The following is a 21092-nucleotide window of genomic DNA, read 5'->3' as shown; positions in this document are numbered from 1 at the left end:
ATTCGTGGCGCCTACGGCCTTTCGCGTGCTTCGCGTGTTTCGCGGTGTATTCGCCGCCTCCTGTAGCCTGAACTTTGCCCATTCCGCAATCCGCAATCCGCATCTCGAATTCAGACCACGCTCCTGCCAGTGGAACGCGCCACCCCAAGCCGCGCTTTGTGCCGGATGTTGTCACCACGATATGGAATGGTTTTCATTTCATTGCATCCCTCACGATTGTAATTTCCTCCGGCGTCAGGCCGTAGAGCGCATACACCAACTTGTCTATCTCCCGCTCCAATGCGCTCGTGTCCGCCTCGGCATCGCGCCGCTTTGCCGCCAAAATCCGCTCAACCAACCGTGCCACTGGCTTTTGGGCCTCAGATGCCACGACGGGAATGGGAAATGTTTTGATCACCGGCCATTGCAAAGCGAGAAAGCCTCCCATCGGAACTCCGGTGAAATTGTGCAAATACCAACTGCCCAAACGAGAGTTGAAAAAACCAAGATATTCTAGTGGGGCATTTGGCAGCATGAACAACTTGTTGTTGGCGAAATAGCCAGAATCGTCGTAAGCAAAACAGTCTGTCCGGTTGATTTCCTGATAAATAATCTTTGGGTGTTTGAACTCTTGCCAGTATGCGCACGACCGCAGTTCCCAAAAGTATTTGCCTTGGTCTTCACGCTTGATGAGCTCCCTGCGGAACTTCTCAAAGTGCGAGTGAATTGCCGGATAAGACTTCGCAAAGATTTCTTCGGCTTCTTTATTTGATTTGTCCGACCACGGATGGTCTTTGTTTTCCGAGGATTCAATTTTGATGAGATACTGTTCGGCAAACTCGGTTTGCCATCGCTTAACGTCACGCCCGCGCAGAAATGGTTTGAGAATTTCGCTGGAAGATTTGTGCTCGCGAATCAAGCGGTCGCGGGTGGTGCGATCAACAACAAACGCCTCGTTTAAGCCAGTTAGGATACCGCGATAGAATCGCCCGTTGACGTGGGTGCCAAGAGGCTTTCCGACACAGCGGAGTTTTGTCAGCAACCGCAGCACGACGGGCGATTCAAGCTGCCAGCTTTCCGCTTTCAATTCACGCTGCGGAATGGTTTGCGAGCGGGTCGCAAAGACTTCTTTGATTCTTTCTGGCAAAGAAGATTGCTCCCATTTCAGAAACTTCGTTTCGTGGTTAACCGCTCTGTCACGCGTTAGGCAAATCACGCACGGTTCTGTAATGGCTTCAAAGACCTTGGTTTCCGCGAAATCTATGAGTTGGAGGATACGCGTATTGGAGGACAGATAGCGGCGCAAATTCTCACCAAATCCGGAGTTTAGAAAACTGTTGCTCGAAATGTAGGCTAGTGTTCCTGCCGAGCGGAGCAAGCGCACGCCGCGCTCGAAGAAATACACATACAAGTCCGCCGTGCCGGTGTAGCACTCGTAACCTTCGGCCTTGAGCGCGGGCTTTAAATTTTTGATGGCTTCCTGCCGGACATATGGGGGATTGCCAATGACCACATCAAAACCTTTCTTGCGGTGAAATATTTCGGAAAAATATATTTCGAAATCGAACGCAGATTTACCGTTGGTAAGTTGGTGGATAAGCTTGTCAATATCGCGTTTGTATCCGTGTTTTTTATCACCATGCGCTTCGTCAAAGTATTTGGGTTTGATTTCCTCGAGCCGGTGAAACGCCTGCCAATTTTCCAGTTCGTTTTTATCCACGCCCAGCAATGAATTCCCATTGACAATTTTGTAATCCAGATTGGGCAGCGGCTTGATTTGTTTCACGTCGTCTTCGTCCACCACCAGCGAGAGCCAGAGGCGCAACTTGGCGATTTCCACCGCGCCGGGATCAATATCCACGCCGTAGAGGCAGTTCTGAATGGCGTGGCGTTTGAAATGATAAGGCGTCCGTTCTTGGACGGCGTTGAAGTAGGGTGTCAGCGCCATGCGTGCGCGGACGATTTCCTGCATCATGCCCACGGGAAACGCGCCGGAACCGATGGCTGGGTCGCACACGGCAATATCGGCGAGTTTATCGTCAATCAGCCGGGCATGGGTTTCAATTATCTTGGGGAGGTTGCGTTTGTAACCCGTGCCCTCCACCCGGGCGGCCTCGTAGTAGCTGGCATGGTCGCCGGAGTGGATGAAGGTTTCGAGGTCGGCGCGATGAATCATCGCCCCCGTAGGAGACGACGTATAGAGACTCTGATTTTCCGCCGCCGGTTTTTCCGAATGAGGCTCCTCACGTCGGCTGCTACCAGATTCAGAATTAAGCGCCGTATCCAGGTAATTGATCAGGCTTTCCTGGCACATGTAGTGGACGATTTCGCGCGGGGTATAAAACGAGCCCTTGGATTTACGCTCCTTCACTTCCAGCAGATTCTCGAACACCTTGCCGAGCATTTCCGGGTCAATGGCCACTTCTTTTTCCAACGGTTCGGCTTCGTTGACAGTGAAATTGTAGCGGTCGAACACATCCAGAATGCCCGTGCCTGTGTCGCCCGCGTCGGTGGACTTTGTGTTCGAGAACAGCGAGTTGGAGATGATGATATCGGTCTTCTGCCAGTTGTAGCCAGCGACCGGCTCAAAGAGTCCGCCATTCAGGAACGGGATGCGGCACCCAAAGATTTTACACCATGCCTCCTGGCCGCGATCCGTGGCGAGTGTGTCATAAAAGAGCGGTTCCAGGATGTCGTTGAAAAAGTTTTTGTAACTTCTGAATTGGCCCACGAAAAGCTGGCGGAGAAAATTGTGCGGGCCGTCGCCCCAATTGCCGCCCTTGGGCACGCCGAGCCAGCCTTTCTTTTGCAGGAAGTAGAGGAAGACAATCTGCCCCATGAGCTTTTTGGCAAAATCGGCGGTGCTGACCTGTTTGCCGGCAAACTCCGCGCCAATGGTTTTGTCCCGCTTGGCGAGATCGTCCAGTTCGTCTTTGAGGTCGAGAAACAGGGCCTTGTATTGCTCAAAGAATTCCTTGGTGACGGCTTCGACGCTGAAGGCGTCCTCAATCTGCTCCAATGTGGGAAGATTTTCGGTATCTTGCAGCAGGTCGAGAAACCGGCTTTGGGCCGTGTGACAGCTTTCATTCCCGCCGACCAGATAAGAGTAGCGCCGGGCCGGGGTGAGGCGTTCTTCTGCGGCGATTTTCCCAGTCTTGGGGTCGCGTTTGGTTTCATACTCCATGCGGACGAATGAAAAACGCCAGGTACGGGCATCCGGTGCCACAAAGGCGACGAGGCCGGCTTCCTTGTAGCTGTCCCCACGTTTCAATTTATGCCCGACAAAATCGCGGAGCGCGGTACGGGTGCGTTCCAACTTCCAGGGTTCCGTGGTATGGACAATGAGCACATCCGCCATTTCGCCATCCGGCGACTGGTAGGTGCCCAACCGAGCGCAACTGCGGATATGGTCAGCATAAGCATCGGGCACCTGCATGGCCGATGACTTGTCTTCGTTGAAGCCGTTGAGCAATTCCTTGACGAACTGGTGAAAGCGGACTTTGTCAAAAGCCTGCGGAAATGTTTCTTTGACAAGGGCACGGGCCTGTTGGGTATTCATGAGATTTGTACCAGATAAGAGGATAGAATGACTTCACGCGGAAATTGCCCCTGGCTCGCCTGTGCGGTCGGGGCGGCCTTCAATAATTCGGATTTAACCTCGCGCCGCAAGATGGCGAGTACTTTTAACGGCTCAATCTCGATCTTGAGTTTTGCGGCCAGTTCCTTGGCGGTGCGTTTGGGTAGCGCCCCCTCATCCGTCAGCCGGATGATTTTGCCGACAAATTCCTCGTCGTCCTCGGTGAACTGTTGGCAACGACGGATTTCCCGCGCTTTAAGGCGCTTCAAAATATAGGCCGCATTCCGGTCGCCCCGGTGGGATTCCTCAGCCAACTCCGCCTCACCGGTGGTAACGGCGATGAACGCGGCCTTGTTTCCGTCCAGCAATTCATAAAACTCGCGCGGGATTGGTTGGCGCGGCTCCTTAAGGTCGGCGGGCTTCAATATCTTTGCGGCGGACATGAAGTCCAATTCGGTGGCCGACGCTTTGCCGGATGCGCCCACGAAAAATTTATCGAGCTTGCCCTGGCGAAAATAGGTGAACAGCGCGGGGAAATATGGAACCAAGGCCTCGCCCAACATTCGTGTGGATCGCGCCTTTTTGGGCAAACGCTTGATGCGTTCAAAAAGATCCGGGTGCTGATCGCGCACGGCGCGGATTTCGGTCAGGTACTGGAGTTCGGTTTCCTCCTCCTCGTCCTTTCCGGTAATGGTCTGCTTGGAATTCCACCGGGCGAACAGGTCGTGCGAGACAATTTCCTCGCCTTCGGTCAACAGCCGGGCGTCCGCGCCAAGCATTTGGATGAAGGCATGAATCTTGGCCTCGGCGGCTTCCCGCAATTTAATCAGGTCGTTGCTTTCGTCCGTCGGGAAAAAATTGTAGGTGTGGATTTGATCAAACTTGGTATCCACTCGGTTCACCCGGCCCACCCGCTGGATCAGCCGCGTGGGATTCCACGGGATGTCATAATTGATGACGACGTTCGAGCGATGCAGGTTGACGCCTTCAGCCAGTACTTCGGTGGCCACCAGAATACGGTAATCGTCCTTGGGCCGGTAGGCCTTGGCATCAAAGTTGGCAATCACCTCCTCGCGGACCGTTTTCAAAGATTGGCCGGTGAAGAGCAGCACCTTGGGTTCGACCTCGGCCCGGATTTTGCCGGCCAGATAATCGGCGGTCTCCTGCGATTCGGTGAAAATGATGAGTTTGCCGTCTTTAAGTCGTGCCGTTTGCTTCAAGATGACGCGGAACGCTTCCCACTTGGGGTCCCGCGTGATTTTTTTCCAGTGGGTGCGGATGGCTTTCAGGGCCTTCAAATCGTTTTCCAGATCGGTGATGAAGTCCGGGCGAAAGTCCTCAGCCGCCAGCCGCTCCGCTTTTTCCTCCTCCAACAGCCGGTCAATGCCTTCCTGGTTGTCGCATTCCAGCAATTCAAACACCTTCCCAATGTGTTTCTTGCTGATGAAAACCTGTCCCTTGTGAAACTCGGCAATCACCCGCTCGTAGGTGTGGATGAACCGCCCCAGCGTCAACTGAAACGCGGTGAAACTGCTTTCGAGGCGTTTCACCGTGAGAATTTTCATGAACTTGGCCAGGTTGCGCTGACTCTGGATCGCCTGCTCATCCCGCTCGCCAGTGTAGTAGGCCAGTGGCGTGTACCGGGCGTATTTGAACTCATGCGTCAATGCCCGGATGGTTTCGTCAAACACCTGGCCTTCTGTCCGGTTGAACTTGTAAAAGAGCGGTTCGGGATTGGTGACCTCGGGAAATTTCAAGCCTTGCCGCCTTAAATCGTCGCCATAGTATTTTTCAATTTCGGTGCGCGTGCGGCGGATCATCAGGAATTTGAGGATTTTCTCGCGCGTCTGGCGGGCGTTTTCCTGGACCACCTTGAAATACGCCTCGCGGTCGCGCTGGCGGTCGAGACCCTCCAGCTTCCGCCGGAGCGCGCCAAAGAAGGCTTCGAGATTGCGGACGTTGGGAATGCTGCTGTTCTTCCCCGGTTGGAACAGCTTGATCTGGCTCAAAATGTCCTGCGGGGTATTGTTGAGGGGCGTGGCCGACACCAGCACCACGCGCTTGCCCCGGCAAATCTGCGCCAGCATTTCGTAGCTCTGCGTATCCTCGCTGCGGAAACGGTGCGACTCGTCAATGAAGACCACGGTGAATTTTTGCAGGTCCCGCTCCAGCAGGGATTCCAGTTTTCCCAGGGATTCGCACAAATAGCCGCGTACCCCGAAATCCCGGAAAACGTTCGGCCACGAACCGGGATTGTGTTCATCCAGCAAATGGGGTGGGGCGATAACCAGGCACGGTTCGTTTAAATGTTGGGCCAGCAGGGCGGACATGTAGGTTTTGCCCAGCCCGACCACGTCGGACAAAAACGCGCCGCCGTATTCATCCAGCACCTTGCGGGCATTCAGGACGGCTTCCTCTTGGTACTTGAGCTTTTTGAATCCCGTCGGCAGATAGCTGTCTTCGATTTCATCCGGCAGGTTGAGTTCCCGCTGGAAATATTCGTAGAGGAATTTCAGGTAGAGTTCGTACGGCGAGAATTGCGCATACGGGGATTTGACCTCAATGGTGGTGACATAATCCTGGGTCACATCCACCGCCTTGGCCCAAAGTTCATTAAACTTCTGGAGGGCAAAGTCGTAGTCGGAACGGTTTTTCAACTCGACGTTGAACTCCAGATTTTCCTGTAAACCCGCCTCGGTGAAGTTGCTGGACCCCGTGATGACGCGCCCCTTGTCCCGGTCGCCATCCTGGAAGGTCATAATGTACAGTTTGGCGTGCAACCGCTCCGAGGGATACGCGCGCACTTCCAGTATGCCGGACCTGATCCACTCCACAAATTTGCGGACCCCCTCTTCAATGTCCGAACTATCCCCGGATTTCTGGAACTCACCCAGTATTTCACCGGGAACCTGCTGCCGCACCTGGGCGTGCGACTCCAGTACGAACTCCTGCTGCTGTTTGGCCGTCTGAATCAAATCATGGGCCGCCCGGTCGGTTTTGATACCGACGAGAATGCGAATCTTCTCGGTCTTGGTGAGTGCGGGATGGAGATTATGGAAACCGCTGATGAAAAAATAACCCACCAGACAATCAAACCGGCGCGTGTCTTCGCCAAGGAGAACCGCAAAACGGTCGCCAAGACTCCTTCCGGGTTCGTTGGTAATGAAAGTTAAATCGGACCAGGAACCGGGAAATTCGGGTGCAGTACCACCATTCCAATTCATAGGCTGAAACGCTTGCGTGTGCGCTCAGCCCTCTGTTGGGATGGCTTCCTTGAAAAGAACCGCGTGCCTGAAAAACGAAAGGGGCGAACCTACTTACGCCCCACTACAGGCACGTGGATGCCTTTCAAGGAACGCTTTCAGCGCGCCCCGATTGGGGCGCGCTTCTAGCGCCGTCCTTGAATGCGAAATTTCCACGTTTCGTAGTGAACAGCAGCCGAAGCTACGCAAAATCTAAAATATTATTATGGTTTAAGTTATATCATCATCATGGTTTTCTTCTGTCAGTGGTTACACATAGGACCAGCCACCGGTATTGTAAAGATTTTTCATCCCGCTTTTCCGTCCTCATCTTCCGTACATCAATCTTTTTGCCGGTTAATTTCTCTGCAAAATCCGATTCCTGGTTCCGCTTCGTGTGAATTAGCGAAGGTTTCGCGGGCTAGCGCGGCCCGTCCCATCAAGTCGAGCGGAATCCGGCATCCACAATGAGTAGGCAGGGCTGCATCAAGCGCGTTGGTGCGTTACGAATACTACGAGGTGGGCAGGGTCTGTGGTTGCGTACCCCCTCACCTGTTTCCTCTCCCTCGGGGCCGCGGGAGTAGCTTCGGTTATTCCCACCGCAGTGCGTGCGGCTAAAGCAGTCAAAGCCACGCGGACCGGAGATCCGCGTTCCTTGGGTTGACGCGAAAGGGAGAAGGCCGGGAGGTGTGGAATAATCAGAGGAATAGAAGAAAGCGATGGGACCACGAAAGCGACGGGACGTCGCTTCCACGATTGCCAGGCATCCAGTTTCAAGGGTGGTGGGGCATGAATCACTTGACTCGCCACCGATAGGCGCGCTGGGCGTTGGCGTGGAAGATTTTATTTCGGACTGCTTCCGGCTTCTCCCGCAGATAATCGCGGATGATCTCCTGCACGGTTCCACATGGCGCATACAGTTCACTGACCGGCCAGTTGCTGCCGTAGATCAGACGGTCTTCACCAAAGATTTCCCAGACGGCATTGAGCACCGGCTGGTAATACGCCACGTCTTTGGGAGCGTCGCCGGCTTTATGACCGGACCCTTCGACCAACCCGGAAATTTTGCAAAAGACGTTTTTCCCCTTGGCGGCATTGCGCATTGCGCCGAGCCATTCGGCCTTGGGTGGCTGCCCATCCACGCGCACTCCGGCGAGATGGTTGATGATGATGCGCAGGTCCGGGATGAGTTCTGTCAACCGGGCGATTTCTTCCAGTGGACTGCCGCCGCCACCGGCATCAAGCGCCAGCCCCAATTCGGCGGTATGCTTTAGCCCGGCGACGAACGCGGGATTCTCCAAGCCGCGCCGCAATTGCTGCGGCACGCGCACGCGAAAGCCCTGAAACAGGGGATTTTTGGCAAATCGCTTGAGGTGTTTCAGGAACGACTCATGCGCCGGGTCCAGGTTGCCCACCATCCCCAAGATCAGCGGTTCGCGCGCGGCCAGATCCAGCACCCATTGGTTATCTTCCAGCAATGGACTTGCCTCCACCACGATCACTCCGGCGACGGGCAACGGCTGCGGCAAGGCCCGGTAATTTGCCGGCAACACCGTGCGATACAGTTGGGAGTTTTTGTCCGGCCACGGCACGCCTTCCGGCCGGCTTGGATCGTAAAAATGCACATGGGTATCCACGACCGGGAGCGCTTCCGGGGATGCCATCGCGCGGGGCAGGGCGGTGCTGGCGCTTAAAAGCGCGGTCGTTTCCAGGAATTGGCGGCGATTCATGCGCGGAGGTTAACGCGGAATCACCATCCGTGCAAGCGTATCAGCGGGGCGGATGAGCCCGAAAACGGTCGTTGAGATTAACCGACAACCGCAGATGACTGCGGATGGTTAAAAATTCGCAAGCAGCATCCGAAATTATAAAGAAAAACCAGCAGCCTTGGCGTCCGTATCGAACATCTTGACGGTGTCGAGCGAGAGCGCCGTGAGGTCCATGCCGGTCATTTTCAGAGCTTTGCCCAGGATATCGTGCGGCACAGTGACGATGGCGCAGCCGGCTTCATCGGCCTGGAAAATATTGAACACCTCGCGCACGCTGGCCCAGAGCAGTTCCGCTTTGGGCTGGCCGCCGAGCAGCGCCAGCGCGGCGCGCATCAGCGGCATGGGGTCCACGCCGGTATCCGCAATGCGGCCTGCGAAAACGGAGACCACCGAGGGGACCTGCGGGTTCAGCGCCTGCGCCACGCCCGCCACCTGTGAAAGAGTCAGGATGGCGGTAATGTTCAATTTTACGCCTTGCTGGGCGAGATCGCGAATCAGCGGCAGCGACGATTCTCCACGCGTGTTCGTGATGGGAATCTTCACATAGACGTTGCTCTGCCAAGCGGCGATCTTGAGCGCCTGCCGCCGCATGTCCGCAAAATCATCCGAGAACACCTCAAAGGAGATGGGTTTGACGGTGACGCCGTGGAGCACGTCCCGGGCAAACGCCTCATAATCCTTGATGCCCACCTTGCGCATCAGGGTGGGATTCGTCGTCATCCCCTGGATGAGCGGGTTGGCGTTCAATTGCAGAATGCCCGCTTTGTCGGCGCCATCCGCGAAAATCTTAACCTTTAGTTGACTCAGATTGTTTTGCATGTCCGGCAAAAGTCTAACCTCAAATTGGAAAACATCAACTTTCTTGTTGTTCGGCTTGGGGACACAGGTTCCGGTGAGGCCGGTCCACCGATTATCTTGCGAAGAAACTATCGAAGATTGATGTTGGCTGCCCATGATAAAAACCGGTATGGTACGGCGTTACGACATGGGCGACGCACCGATGATTGAAGTGGACACACTGACCAAACGCTACGCAGGACGCGCGGCGGTGGAGGCGATTTCCTTTACGGTGCAGCGGGGTGAGGTGGTCGGCTTGCTGGGGCCCAACGGGGCGGGCAAGAGCACGACCATGCGGATTCTCTCGTGTTATCTCCCCGCCACCTCGGGTACGGCGCGCGTCGCCGGCTTCGATGTGTTCACGCAGTCCGAAGAGGTGCGCCGGCGCATTGGGTATATGCCGGAAAATAATCCGCTCCACCACGATATGCGGGTGCGTGACTATTTGAAATTCCGCGCCCGGCTGAAAGGCCTGAACCGAAAGGACTCGCGGACCCGGGTGGACCTGGTGATGACGCAGTGCGGCCTGACGGATGTCACCGGGCGCGTGATTGGCCAGTTATCCAAGGGCTACCAGCAACGGGTGGGGCTGGCGGATGCCTTGGTGCATGATCCCGAATTGCTGATCCTGGACGAACCCACCATCGGACTCGACCCCAACCAGATTCGCGCCGTGCGTCAACTAATCAAGGACCTGGCCAAGCAACATACCGTGTTGCTCTCCTCGCATATTCTCCCCGAGGTGGAGATGACCTGCGGACGGGTGATGATTTTGGGCAACGGCAAAATCCTGGCGGCGGATACCCCGGCAAATTTGCATAAGCTGTTCCGCGAGGGCACCCAAGTGGTGGCGGAAATCGCCGCGCCGGCAGCCGATTTGAAAGCGTGCTGGGATAGTCATCCCGAGGTGGACCACTACGACATTGCGCCGGCAGAAGGGGAGTACCTGCGGTGCTCGTTGACCGCGCGTCCGGGGGTGGATTTGCGACCGCTGGTGTTTGAATTGGTGGCGCAACGGGGCTGGAAGCTGCGCGAATTGACGCGCAACCGGTATTCGCTCGAGGACGTATTTGTCAGGCTCACCCGTCCGGACAAGGAGGAGGAATCCTGATGCAAGCGTATATCACCTTGGTGCGGCGCGAGCTGGGCAGTCATTTTCTATCCTGGACGGGTTATACGGTCATCACGGCCGTCGTCTTCCTGATCGGCTTGAGTTTTGTCGGTATGGTGGAGGCCTTGAATGCGGAACCGTTGACGGTTTCCATCACGGAACTGTTTTATGAAACCTTTTCGTTCTGGCTGATTCTGCTGATGGCTGCGCCCATGATTACCATGCGCACCTTTGCGCTGGAACGGCATTCCGGCACGTTCGAGACACTGATGACCACCCCGGTGAGCGAAATGCAGGTGGTGCTGGCCAAGTTTTCGGGCGCGCTGCTGTTTTACCTGATCATGTGGCTGCCGTTAATGGCGCTGGTATTTATTTTGAAGCATTACACGCAGGAGCCGCTCTCGCTGGATTTGGGGGCCCTGGCCACCACCTACCTCGGTATCGCGCTGGTGGGCATGTTGTATTTGTCGCTGGGCTGCCTGGCCTCAGCGATGACCCGCAGCCAGATGATTGCCGCGATGCTGAGTTTTGTCGTCGGAATTTCCCTGTTTTTACTGGGCTTCCTGTCGTATGCGTTCGCCGCGCGCGCCGGTTGGGTGGCGCTGGTGCTGACCCATATCAACATGATGGACCACCTGCGGGACTTCGCGCGCGGTGTGGTGGATACCCGGGCGGTGGCTTTTTATCTGACCGGAACGTTCTTGTTTTTATACCTGACCTTGAAGGTCGTGGAAAGCCGGAGGTGGCGGTAACATGAGCGAACCCACCAGCAACCCCAGTTTTTCATTCAGCCGCAGATTTGGCGCGGGCTTTAACATGCTGCTCGGCAGCCTCTCGCTGCTGGCCGTCGTCGTGATGTTGAACTATCTGGCGGGGCGGCATTTCTGGCGCTGGGATTGCAGCGCCAGCCAGCGCACCCAGCTTTCGCCGTTGACGTTGCGCGTACTCGAGGGGATCACCAATGAGGTCAAGATCATCGTCTATTATGATCCCCAGGAACGTCTATTCAAGGAGGCCACCGCGTTGCTCAAGGAATACTCCGCCCGGAACCCGCATCTGCAAGTGCAGCTCGTCAACCCCATCAACAATCCCGCCGAGGCACAAGTCATCCGCACCCGCTACCGGCTGGGGTCGGTCCGGGACAAGGACCTGATTATTTTTGACTGCAACAACAAAACCAAGTCCGTCTATCAGGCCGCGCTTTCGGAATATGAATTGGAGCAGGTCGCCAATCCGACGGAACGCGAGTTTCGGCGCAAGCCGCGCACGTTCCGCGGGGAACTGGAGTTCACCTCCGCGCTGGTGACCGTGATTGATCCCAAGCAGTACAAGGCCTGTTTCCTGCAAGGCCACGGCGAACAAAACCCGGCCAGCACCGACGAACAAAATGGTTACTCCAAATTTGCCGCCGTGCTGGTGGAAAACGGCATCCGCCCGGAGTTGCTCTCCCTCGCCGGTGCGGCGGACATTCCCGCTGATTGCAGCTTGCTGATCATTCCGGGCCCGGTGGACACTCTGACCAAAGACGAGGTGGAGAAGATCGAACGCTACCTTAACCAGGGTGGCCGCCTCTTTGCCTTGTTCGGGTATCGCTCGTATGGGCGCCGTGTGGGTTTGGAAGGGTTGCTGGCGAATTGGGGCGTGGTGGCCGGGGAAAACATTGTGCTCGATCCCATGCGGTCAACCCCGGAATCACGCGGCCAGGATTTGGTGTTGACGCTCACTGAGAACGAGGCGCACGCCATCACCCGGGCGTTATACCAGTCCTCCCTGCATTTGATCCTGCCGCGGTCGGTCGCCTCCATCAAATCCGGCCGCGCGATCGAAGGGCTGAAGGTGGATGAAATTCTGCATACCACCAGCGAAGGCGTGATGGTCACCACCATCCGCAACGGGATGCCGGAACTGAATCCGGCGCGGGATCGTCGCGGTGTGTTCCCGCTGATGGTGGCGAGTGAAAAAAGCGTGCGGGGCGTTGGCCGGGGGACGACCCGGATGGTCGTGGCGGGGGATTCCTTTTTCCTGGCCAACCAGTTGATCGAGTCGGCTGCGAACCGCGATTTTGCCGTGCAGGCGATCAACTGGCTGGTGGATCGTCCGCAATGGCTGGCGGGCCTCTCGCCGCGTCCGGTCAACGAGTACAAATTGAACATGACCCGCGCACAATTGACCGCCGTCCGCTGGATTCTGCTCGGCGGCCTGCCGGGCGGGGTATTATTCCTGGGCCTGCTGGTCTGGCTGCGGCGAAGAAATTAAACCATTGGATTTTATACGTTGAACACAAAAGGCACATGGTTCTGGTTTTTGCTGGCGGTGGGGCTGTTCACCTTCATATTTTTCTTTGAACGGCACTGGGATCGCGCCGCCGGCCCGCTGGGACCCACCCTCTTGTTACCCCAATTCCGTCCCCAGGCGGTCGGCGCGTTACAGGTGCGGCGCGGCACGCAGTTTGTGAGGTTGCAGCGCGAGGGGGAGAGTTGGCGGTTGGCGGCGCCGGTCAATTATCCCGCGCAGCCAGTGATGGTGGATAATTTATTGCAGGCACTGGCGCGCATGGAGCGGCAGAACCCGATCCACGCCAAAACTCTGGCCGATTTCGGGCTGGCAGACCCGGCGGCGTTGATTGTGGCGCAGCAGGGCGACACGCGCACTGAAGTGCAGGTCGGCGCGCTTACCCCGGTGGGTGGTCAGGTGTATGTGCGCGTGGTGGGCGTGGAGGATGTTTATACCATGGATGCCTCCCTGCTGAGCCTGATCCCGGAGAACGCCGACGCCTGGCGCAGCACGGCGCTGTTGAGCTTGCCGGGGGGCACGGCCTTTGATCGCTTTGAGGTGCGTTCCACCACCAAAGGGGTGGGTTATGCGCTTCAATTTAATACCACGAACCGGCTCTGGCGCCTGAGCAAGCCCATGCAGGCGCGGGCGGATCGCGTCAAGGTGGAAAGCGCTTTGTTAAAGTGTTTGCAGGCGCGGGTGAGCCGTTTTGTCACGGACAATCCGGGTGTCGAACTGGAACCGTACGGTTTGCAGCCGCCCAAGTTCGAACTGGTGTTGGGGGCGGGCACCAACGATCTGCTGGTGGTGCAATTCGGCGCGGGTGTCACAAACAATCCCGACCTGGTGTACGCGCGGCGCATGTCCCACACCAATGTGGTGTTGGTACCGCATGACTTGGCGGAGCAGTTGCAGGTGCCGTTTGTTACTTTGCGTGACCGGCATTTGCTCGCGTTTCCTCCGGGGGCCGTCACGCAAATTGAAGTCCGCCAGCAAGAGAACATCGTGATTCGCAAAACCGGCACCAACCAATGGCGGTTGGTGGAACCGCTCGATTTGCCCGCCGACAACTCTTTGGTGCGGGAATTGATCGCCGACCTCTATTCGTTCGAGGTGGCCGAGTTCGAGAAGGATGTGGTGACGGATTTTGCCGGCTACGGTCTGGAAAAACCGATGGCACAAGTCTTTTTCAAGGCTGGCAATACCAATGGCACCGCTGTCACCAACAGCGTCCTGGCACAGGCAGATTTTGGCACCAACGCCGCCGGGCGTTTTTTTGCGCGGCGCCCCGATGAATCCTCAGTGTACGCGGTGCGCGAAGAAGATTTTCTCAAGGTTCCCCAATACGCATGGCAACTGCGCGACCGCCGCGTATGGAATTTTTCCGCCACCAATGTGACGCGGTTCACCGTGAGCCAGGGCGGACGGACCATGCAACTCCTGCACCGGGGCACCAATGAATGGCTGCTGGCACCCGGCTCCGAAGGGCTGGTCAATGAATATGCGGTGGAAGAAATCGTGTACCGGCTGGGTGAGTTGACTGCCGGGGCGTGGTTTGGGCGGGGTGAGGAGGCCAGGACCAATCTGGGATTTACCAACCACAGTTATCGCCTGGAGTTGGAGCTGCGTGACGGCGACCGAACGCAAACCCTGGCGGTGGAGTTTGGCCCCTCGCTACGCAGCCAGATACCGCTGGCCACAGTGCAACTGGAAGGCCAGCCATGGATATTCCAGTTCCCCTGGCAGTTGTTCCAGATGATCCAACGGGATTTGCCCCTTAAACGGCCGGCTGGGCCGGAGAAATAAGGTCCCGCTATGCCCGACACCCTTGGCCGGCGAATCTGGACCAGCGCGCGACGCATCTTCCGATTTTTTCGCATCGCGTTCCTGCTGCTGGTGCTGGGACTCGCCGGGTTCCTGCTCTACATCAGCCAGGCTGGGCTGCCCGATTTTCTCAAGAACCGCATCCTGGAGCAATTACGCACGCACGGGATGGAAGTGGAATATCAGAAAATCCGCTTCCGCTGGGATCGCGGGGTGGTGGCGGAAAACGTCGCGTTTCGCCACGCGCAGCGGGTGAACGGCCCCCAGATGACGCTGGATGAATTGGTGGTGGGCCTGAATGCGGAGGCGCTGCTGCACGGCCGTTTGGAAGTGGAAAAATTACAGTTTCGTGGCGGCTGCCTGAACTGGCATTTCGCCGGCCCGCAACCCAGCCACCCGCTGGCCATCACCAACCTGAGCGCCAGCCTCTGGCTGGGCAAGGATGACCGCTGGGACCTGAGTTTTCTGAAAGGGCGGTTCCACGGCGTGGACATCACTGTTACCGGTCGCCTGGACCATGCCTCCCGGCTGCGCGCCTCGCCGGCGACCAACGGTGCCGCCCGGCCCCCGGCGCTCCAGCCGGATGCATTACTGCTCAAATTTGCGCACACGCTGACCAACTGGCAATTTCAGGCGCCGCCCCAGATCACCCTCCAATTCAAGGCTGACGCCAACGCCTGGTCCAACCTGCAAGGCAGCGTCAACCTCATCGCGCGCGACGCGCAAACGCCGTATGGCCGCCTGAGCGATGCCACCTTGGCTGTCAGTTTGCAGTCGGCCACCAATTCGGCGCAAACCGAATTGTCCCTGCGCCTGAGCGCTGGACTGGCCGATACCGTCTGGGGCCGGGCACGGCAAGTCCAATTGCGCGCGGAGGCCGGGCTATTCCGGTTCGGCGACGCGCCCGTCTGCCGTTCGCTGCATGTCACTTGCGATGCGCTGGATACCAAATGGTGTCGGGGTGAGCGGGTGAGCGTCGAGGCGGACCTGCAATCCACCGCCACCAACCTGGTGATTGAAGCGCAGAAATTGTACAGCGCCTGGGCCAGCCTTGAGCGCGCCAAAATCATCGCCCGGATGACGCCTGCTCCGCCACCGGCCGCGCGGATAAACCTGGAGGCGGAAGTTGAGGCCGGGGCCGCGCTATTTCCTAAATTCGGCTCCGTTGCCGACGGGCGCTATCAGCTACAATGTCTGCTCGCCGCGTTGGATCAATGCCCGGAAACCATGGCCATGAAAGCCTCGGTGAGCCGGCTGCAAACCCCTTGGGGCCAGGCCAAAACCGCCGCGGTGCAAATGGACCTTTCCCGCTTGGGCACCAACCTGGTGAAGCACGCGGACGCCAGTTGGGGTGCTTGGGAAAAACTGGAAGGCTGGCCGGCGCATTGGACGCTGGACCTGCAAGGGGTGGAGGCTTTTAAGTTGGCGTTGGACCGCGTGCAGATGGAGGGCAATTGGCGCGGCCCGGTGCTGGCGTTGGATCGCTGGCAGGCGCAACTGAATGGCGGCGCGCTGACGGTGACCGGACGGCTGGACGTCGCCACGCGCGAGGTGCGGATCGGTGCCCGATCCGATTTTGATGCGCGCAAATTAAGCCCGGTGATGGAGCCGGCGATCCGGCAGTTCCTGGAGCAGATCACCTGGAGCAAGCCGCCCGTGCTGAACCTCCAGGCGCGGGCCGTGCTGCCGCCATGGGATTGGCCGGAAACCAATTGGGCGGCCGCAGTGTGGCCCACGCTGTCGCTCGCTGGGGATGCGCGCGCCGCCGGGGTGGTGTATGGCGGGATCATGCTGTCCGAGGCGCGCACCCGGGCCACCTTCACCAACGGGGTGTGGCGGGTCCCGGCGTTTTATGCGCGCAGTGCGGATGACGAGATGTGGATATCCGGGGAAAGCGATCTGAACCGCAAGACCTTTCACGCCCAAGTGAAAAGCGCGCTGGACCCGAGAATTATCGCGCCCGTTTTGAACACCAATATCACCCAGGTGTTCGACTGGTTTCAATGGAACGGCCATCCGCTGGTGGATGCGGACGTAACCGGACGCTGGCAGCCGGATTTTGACCTCACCGGCACGGGCACCGTGCGCGCCACCAATTTCGTGATGCGCGGCGTGCCCATCAGCCGCTTGGAATCACGCGTCCAATACCGGGATAAAATCCTGTCCTTCATCAACCCCCTGGCCGAGCGTCCGGGCGAGCGCGCCGATGCGGATCTGGTGATGGTGGATTTCAACACGCTGATGCTGCACCTGACGAACGCGCACGGTAGCATGGAACCGGCGGCGGTCACCAAATGCATTGGTCCGCAGACCTTCGAGGTGATTGAGGCCTATCAATTCAAACATCCGCCCCGCGCCCTCGTGGAAGGCGTGATTCCCCTGAATGACAAAGGGGTTGCCGACGTCAAGTTCACCGTCTCCGGCGGCCCGTTCCACTGGTGGCGCTTCAATCCCAGCCAGGTTGCCGGCACCGTCTGGTGGCTGGGGGATAAACTGCTCATCACCAACCTGGTCGCGGATTTCTACGGCGGCCGGCTGGAGGGTAACTTGCAATTTGACTTGGCGGCCAAAGGCACGGACTACGCGTTGCAGGCGACCTTGCAGGAAGTGCAGTTCAACGCCTTCATGGCCGATGTGAACCAGGCCAGCAACAAGCTTGATGGCGTGCTCTCTGCCGAACTCAACGTCACGCATGCCAATGCCGCGGACTGGCAGAGCTGGCAGGGCTTTGGCCAGGCCACCCTCCGTAACGGCCTCCTGTGGGACATGCCCATTTTCGGCGTGTTCTCCCAAATCATGAACGGCTTGACGTCCGGCCTGGGCAACTCCCGCGCCACCGCCGCCACCGCCAGCTTTACCATCACCAACAGCGTGGTCACCTCGCGCGACTTGCAAATTTCCGCCAACCCGTTCCGCATGCGCTATCGCGGCACGGTGGATTTTGAAGGCCGCGTCAATGCGCGGGTGGAGGCGGAGTGGCTCAAGGACGCCAATGTGGTCGGCGCGCTGCTCAACCTGGTCATCAAGCCGTTTTCCAAAATCTTCGTGTACAAAGTGACCGGCTCGCTGAACGATCCCAAGACCGAGGCGCTCTACCTTGGGCCGCTGCTGCATCCGCTGCAAACCATCAGGAAACTGGTGCTTCCCGATCTGGATGCTCCGGGCACGGACACGCCGCCATCACCGGATAAATAGAGGGGAAACCGTTTTTTCGGCAGGCATGGCCGGACGGAGTGCAATCCCTACTTGCCCACAAAAATGTCCTGCAATGAGCAATTCAGGCGGCTCATGACTTGTTGCAGCCGGCGGAGGGTAATGCTCGGTTCCTGGTTTTCCAGTCGGAACAAGGTGGAGGAACAAGGTGGAGGTTGGCAGCCCCAGTTTGCGTGACCATTGCTGAAACGTCAACTCGCCCCGCCTTTTGCGGAGAAACTCGGCAAGCTGCCTTTCCAGCCCGGTGACGGCCACAGGCGTCGGTGGCTCTCCTCATGGAGGTGGCGTATTTTCGGATCTCGGAATTCGGAATTCGGGATTCCACTGCGTATTCCACCGAAAACAGCGAAGAACCTGCGGAATGGAGGAAGTGTTTCGCGGTCCGCTAAGGCGTGGATTTGGGCTTGCGCTTCTGGCTTGCCGGGCCGGGAAGAACGTTTATTGTCCATCGCTATGCGACAAATGATATTATCAGGTAATGCCTCGGTATGGCTGCTGCTAGCGGCTGCCTTGGCGGGCGATGGTCTGCGGGCGGCGGAGAATGTGCGCCAGGTGCGATTCCGCGAAACCGATGCGCTGTTCGCCAATCCCGGCCAGGGTTGGATGAATCAGAATCGCAAGCCCACCAAGGAACCGCGCTTCCCCTGTTCGGTGGTGTATGTGCGTTTCGGTTGGGCGGATGCCGAACCGGAACAAGGCAAATACAACTGGGCCTTGATTGATGATGTCATCGCCGCGTGGAAGCCGCGCGACGCGACGGTTTCCCTGCGGGTCATGACGTGCAGCGCGCACAGCAAGGGCTATTATACCTCGCCCAAGTGGATGTTCGATGCAGGCGCCAAAGGATTCGAGTACAACGTGGGTGGTGCTGATCCCACCAGTGGTGGCACACCGATTCCGCGCATTGAACCGGATTATGCCGACCCCATCTATCTCCGGGAACACGGGGCGTTCATCGCCGCCTTGGGCAAACGCTATGATGGCCATCCCGGCATCGAGTTTCTCGATATTGGCTCCTATGGTGTCTGGGGCGAGTGGCATACCAAGCATCCCGCACCCGTCGAGGTGCGCACACAAATCGTGGATATGTATCTGAAAGCCTTCCGCAAAACCCCGCTAGTGTTCATGTCCGACGACGCTGCGGTGCTGAAATACGCCCTGGCGCACGGCACCGGATTCCGTCGCGATGGCGTTGGCTCGCCCTGGCATGAGCAGAACTGGATCGGCTCGAAGAAATACGCCGCCGTGGATGGCATGGCCGACACTTGGAAGAAAGCGCCGGTGGTGTTCGAGTGGTTCGGTGATTACGATTACCTGAAAAGCCGCCAATGGTCCTTTGACGCCGCCGTGCAATTCATGCTCACCCATCACGTCACGTACATCAACGACAACGTCGGACGCGTGCCGCCGGAAGCCATGCCGCAACTGCAAAAGCTCGCCCGCCTGGCAGGTTACCGGTTTGTACTGCGCGAGTTGACCCACGAGGCCGCCATCAAACCCGGCGCGACACTCAACGTGCGGATGAAGTGGGCCAACGTGGGGGTCGGCAAATTATATTATCCGTATGTGCTGCGCGTCCTGCTGCTGGACGCAGCCGGGCAGACGGTGTTAACCCGTGACTCCCAATCCCTGCCCGCCAACTGGCTGCCGGGAGAACAACCAGCGGACGCCGTGCTCGCCCTGCCGGCCAACTTGAAACCGGGGACCTATCGGCTGGGGGTGACCCTGGCTGATCCTGCCGCGCAGCGCCGCCCCCTCCGGCTCGCCAGCGATATCCCGGAAAAAGAAGGGGTGTACATGGTCAGCAATATTAAAGTGGAATAAAAGGGCGTGTCCCGCACTATGGGTAAATTGGTGAACCAGTATCTGCGCCTTCTCCAATCTGAAGACCTCACGGAAGCGGTCTTCTAAAACGGACTCGAGAGTGGGCTCGGACACAACCGATGAAACGCATAGGCGCCGCACGGCAGAATCACTAATAGCAAAATGCGGGCAGATTCAGCGTTTACAAAACTAGGATGAAACTAGTACGAGGTTTTGATTTTGGATGGCATGAAAATGGAACCATAGTGAAAACGTGTGAAGGGCGGGAAGAGTGAGAAGGGAATGCCCGAGAATAAGGGGCAAATCCGAAGTGCCGATGGGACCGATAGGACGAATGGGAAAAGGAGTGCGATTCGCGCGTGATCGCGAGACTGGCTGGCGGACAATATGTTTGTCATTCATGCGAGGCAGGGTAGCAGGGTTTTCGGGAAGGTGGTTTCCTCCCGGAGGAGAATAATTCAAATGCGGAACCCTCGATTTCGGATTGCGGAATGCGGAGTGAAATATGTTCAGGCACAAAAATGCAAAATGGGACGGTTGCCAAAGGGATTCCATTTTCAACCGCCCCATTTTGATGGTTTGCATCGAGGAAGAGCAGGTTATTCAGGGACACTGATCATCCAGCGCTTGGCGCGGGTGCGGCGGTCGAGGTAGGCGAGGAAGTCGAAGGCGGCGGAGGCCGGGTCCTCCGGGATTTCGGCGGCGGGGACGGCACGGGCGAGTTGTGCGATACGGTAGCTGTCGCGGGTGCCTTGGGTGAGGTCGCGGGCAATCGCGCCCTGATTGACGAAGAGCAGGAACTTTTCCTGCCGGGTCCAAGGGTTGTTATTCATGGTCGTTAATTCGTATTTTGTGTTCATAATGTTCATCTTTCGCGAAACAGCGTAGCAAGGGGGGTAGGACAAATACGGTCCTACCCTCAAAAAAGTTTGAAAAATATTTTTAGGGGGAAAGGCCGGTAAAATGGGGATGGAATCTAGCAGAAAGATGAAACCGGCAGAAAAATTTGACTGAAGAAGATAGGAACTGGGAGTTTGGAGTTAGAATGACCAGAAGAAGACAGGGGCTTGGCGGCAGAAGTTAAAGCGGGCGAGGAATTTAAACCGCGAAACATGCTAAAAACGCGAAAGCTGAAAGCCAGGAGAGAATCTGGGAATCAGAAGGTGTAACCTGAGCAAGCCTGGCTAAAGACGAAAACGAACCAGTCTATGAATGGACTCTTTGCTTTTTCTGCGGGCCAGTTGTGGCTTTCGGAATGAATAATCATAGCCGGTGGGGCCGTACACCCAAGCATTCTAGCGTCCCAAGGCATCGGTGACGTTGGTCAACACTTGGCTATTCGGTCGGGGCATAAACTGGAATGGTTATCATTGTTCCCATTTTTTGGTTCCTAGCAGCCTGTCGGACTTAACAATGCGGATTTTTTGCAGGTTTTTGAATAA

11 protein-coding genes are annotated in these 21092 nt (G+C 57.4%); 6 read left to right on the top strand and 5 right to left on the bottom strand.

Features of this window, described 5'->3' with window-relative positions:
• Nucleotides 1–193: 193 nt before the first annotated feature.
• From WCO56_10790 to WCO56_10775, 4 genes are all read right to left on the bottom strand, one after another.
• Nucleotides 194–3538, bottom strand: a complete 3345-nt coding sequence (locus WCO56_10790; protein ID MEI7730050.1) for an Eco57I restriction-modification methylase domain-containing protein — start codon at nt 3536–3538, stop codon at nt 194–196.
• Nucleotides 3535–6780 carry a helicase-related protein gene (locus WCO56_10785; protein MEI7730049.1) on the bottom strand — a complete coding sequence of 1082 codons (3246 nt, stop codon included), beginning with the start codon at nt 6778–6780 and terminating at the stop codon, nt 3535–3537. The genes WCO56_10790 and WCO56_10785 overlap by 4 nt, the downstream gene beginning before the upstream one ends.
• 812 nt (nt 6781–7592) lie before the next feature.
• Nucleotides 7593–8528 carry an amidohydrolase family protein gene (locus tag WCO56_10780; protein MEI7730048.1) on the bottom strand — a complete coding sequence of 312 codons (936 nt, stop codon included), beginning with the start codon at nt 8526–8528 and terminating at the stop codon, nt 7593–7595.
• Between the two features lie 135 nt (nt 8529–8663).
• Entirely contained in the window at nt 8664–9386 is a 723-nt protein-coding gene (locus WCO56_10775; GenBank protein ID MEI7730047.1) for a transaldolase, read from the bottom strand.
• Between the two features lie 148 nt (nt 9387–9534).
• Here WCO56_10775 and WCO56_10770 point away from each other — a divergent pair, with 148 nt between their 5' ends.
• The 6 genes from WCO56_10770 to WCO56_10745 all read left to right on the top strand — a co-directional run bounded on the left by WCO56_10770 (nt 9535) and on the right by WCO56_10745 (nt 19650).
• The gene (locus WCO56_10770) at nt 9535–10515 is read left to right on the top strand and encodes an ATP-binding cassette domain-containing protein (GenBank protein MEI7730046.1); all 981 of its coding nucleotides are present in this window, start codon (nt 9535–9537) and stop codon (nt 10513–10515) included.
• Nucleotides 10515–11267, top strand: a complete 753-nt coding sequence (locus tag WCO56_10765; protein ID MEI7730045.1) for an ABC transporter permease subunit — start codon at nt 10515–10517, stop codon at nt 11265–11267. The genes WCO56_10770 and WCO56_10765 overlap by 1 nt, the downstream gene beginning before the upstream one ends.
• A 1-nt stretch (nt 11268) precedes the next feature.
• Nucleotides 11269–12771 (top strand): GldG family protein, encoded by a 1503-nt coding sequence (locus tag WCO56_10760; GenBank protein ID MEI7730044.1) that lies wholly within the window; start codon nt 11269–11271, stop codon nt 12769–12771.
• A gap of 18 nt (nt 12772–12789) precedes the next feature.
• A complete protein-coding gene (locus WCO56_10755) occupies nt 12790–14595 on the top strand; it encodes a DUF4340 domain-containing protein (protein MEI7730043.1) in 1806 nt (601 codons plus the stop codon).
• A gap of 9 nt (nt 14596–14604) precedes the next feature.
• The gene (locus WCO56_10750; GenBank protein ID MEI7730042.1) at nt 14605–17808 is read left to right on the top strand and encodes an AsmA-like C-terminal region-containing protein; all 3204 of its coding nucleotides are present in this window, start codon (nt 14605–14607) and stop codon (nt 17806–17808) included.
• Nucleotides 17809–18279: 471 nt separating this feature from the next.
• The gene (locus tag WCO56_10745; GenBank protein MEI7730041.1) at nt 18280–19650 is read left to right on the top strand and encodes a DUF4832 domain-containing protein; all 1371 of its coding nucleotides are present in this window, start codon (nt 18280–18282) and stop codon (nt 19648–19650) included.
• Between the two features lie 599 nt (nt 19651–20249).
• Here WCO56_10745 and WCO56_10740 read toward each other — a convergent pair.
• Nucleotides 20250–20510 carry a hypothetical protein gene (locus WCO56_10740; protein MEI7730040.1) on the bottom strand — a complete coding sequence of 87 codons (261 nt, stop codon included), beginning with the start codon at nt 20508–20510 and terminating at the stop codon, nt 20250–20252.
• Nucleotides 20511–21092: the final 582 nt, after the last annotated feature.

The organism is Verrucomicrobiota bacterium (genome assembly GCA_037139415.1).
Taxonomy (GTDB): Bacteria; Verrucomicrobiota; Verrucomicrobiia; order Limisphaerales; family Fontisphaeraceae; genus JBAXGN01.
The sequence above is the reverse complement of the archived record's forward strand: the minus strand, read 5'-3'. Positions and strand labels throughout refer to the sequence as shown.

What these genes read in the sequence shown, in the direction of transcription:
- WCO56_10790 (MEI7730050.1), bottom strand. Translation starts at nt 3,538, where the DNA reads ATGAATACCCAACAGGCCCGTGCCCTTGTCAAAGAAACATTTCCGCAG.
- WCO56_10785 (MEI7730049.1), bottom strand. Translation starts at nt 6,780, where the DNA reads ATGAATTGGAATGGTGGTACTGCACCCGAATTTCCCGGTTCCTGGTCC.
- WCO56_10780 (MEI7730048.1), bottom strand. Translation starts at nt 8,528, where the DNA reads ATGAATCGCCGCCAATTCCTGGAAACGACCGCGCTTTTAAGCGCCAGC.
- WCO56_10775 (MEI7730047.1), bottom strand. Translation starts at nt 9,386, where the DNA reads ATGCAAAACAATCTGAGTCAACTAAAGGTTAAGATTTTCGCGGATGGC.
- WCO56_10770 (MEI7730046.1), top strand. Translation starts at nt 9,535, where the DNA reads ATGGTACGGCGTTACGACATGGGCGACGCACCGATGATTGAAGTGGAC.
- WCO56_10765 (MEI7730045.1), top strand. Translation starts at nt 10,515, where the DNA reads ATGCAAGCGTATATCACCTTGGTGCGGCGCGAGCTGGGCAGTCATTTT.
- WCO56_10760 (MEI7730044.1), top strand. Translation starts at nt 11,269, where the DNA reads ATGAGCGAACCCACCAGCAACCCCAGTTTTTCATTCAGCCGCAGATTT.
- WCO56_10750 (MEI7730042.1), top strand. Translation starts at nt 14,605, where the DNA reads ATGCCCGACACCCTTGGCCGGCGAATCTGGACCAGCGCGCGACGCATC.
- WCO56_10745 (MEI7730041.1), top strand. Translation starts at nt 18,280, where the DNA reads ATGCGACAAATGATATTATCAGGTAATGCCTCGGTATGGCTGCTGCTA.
- WCO56_10740 (MEI7730040.1), bottom strand. Translation starts at nt 20,510, where the DNA reads ATGAACACAAAATACGAATTAACGACCATGAATAACAACCCTTGGACC.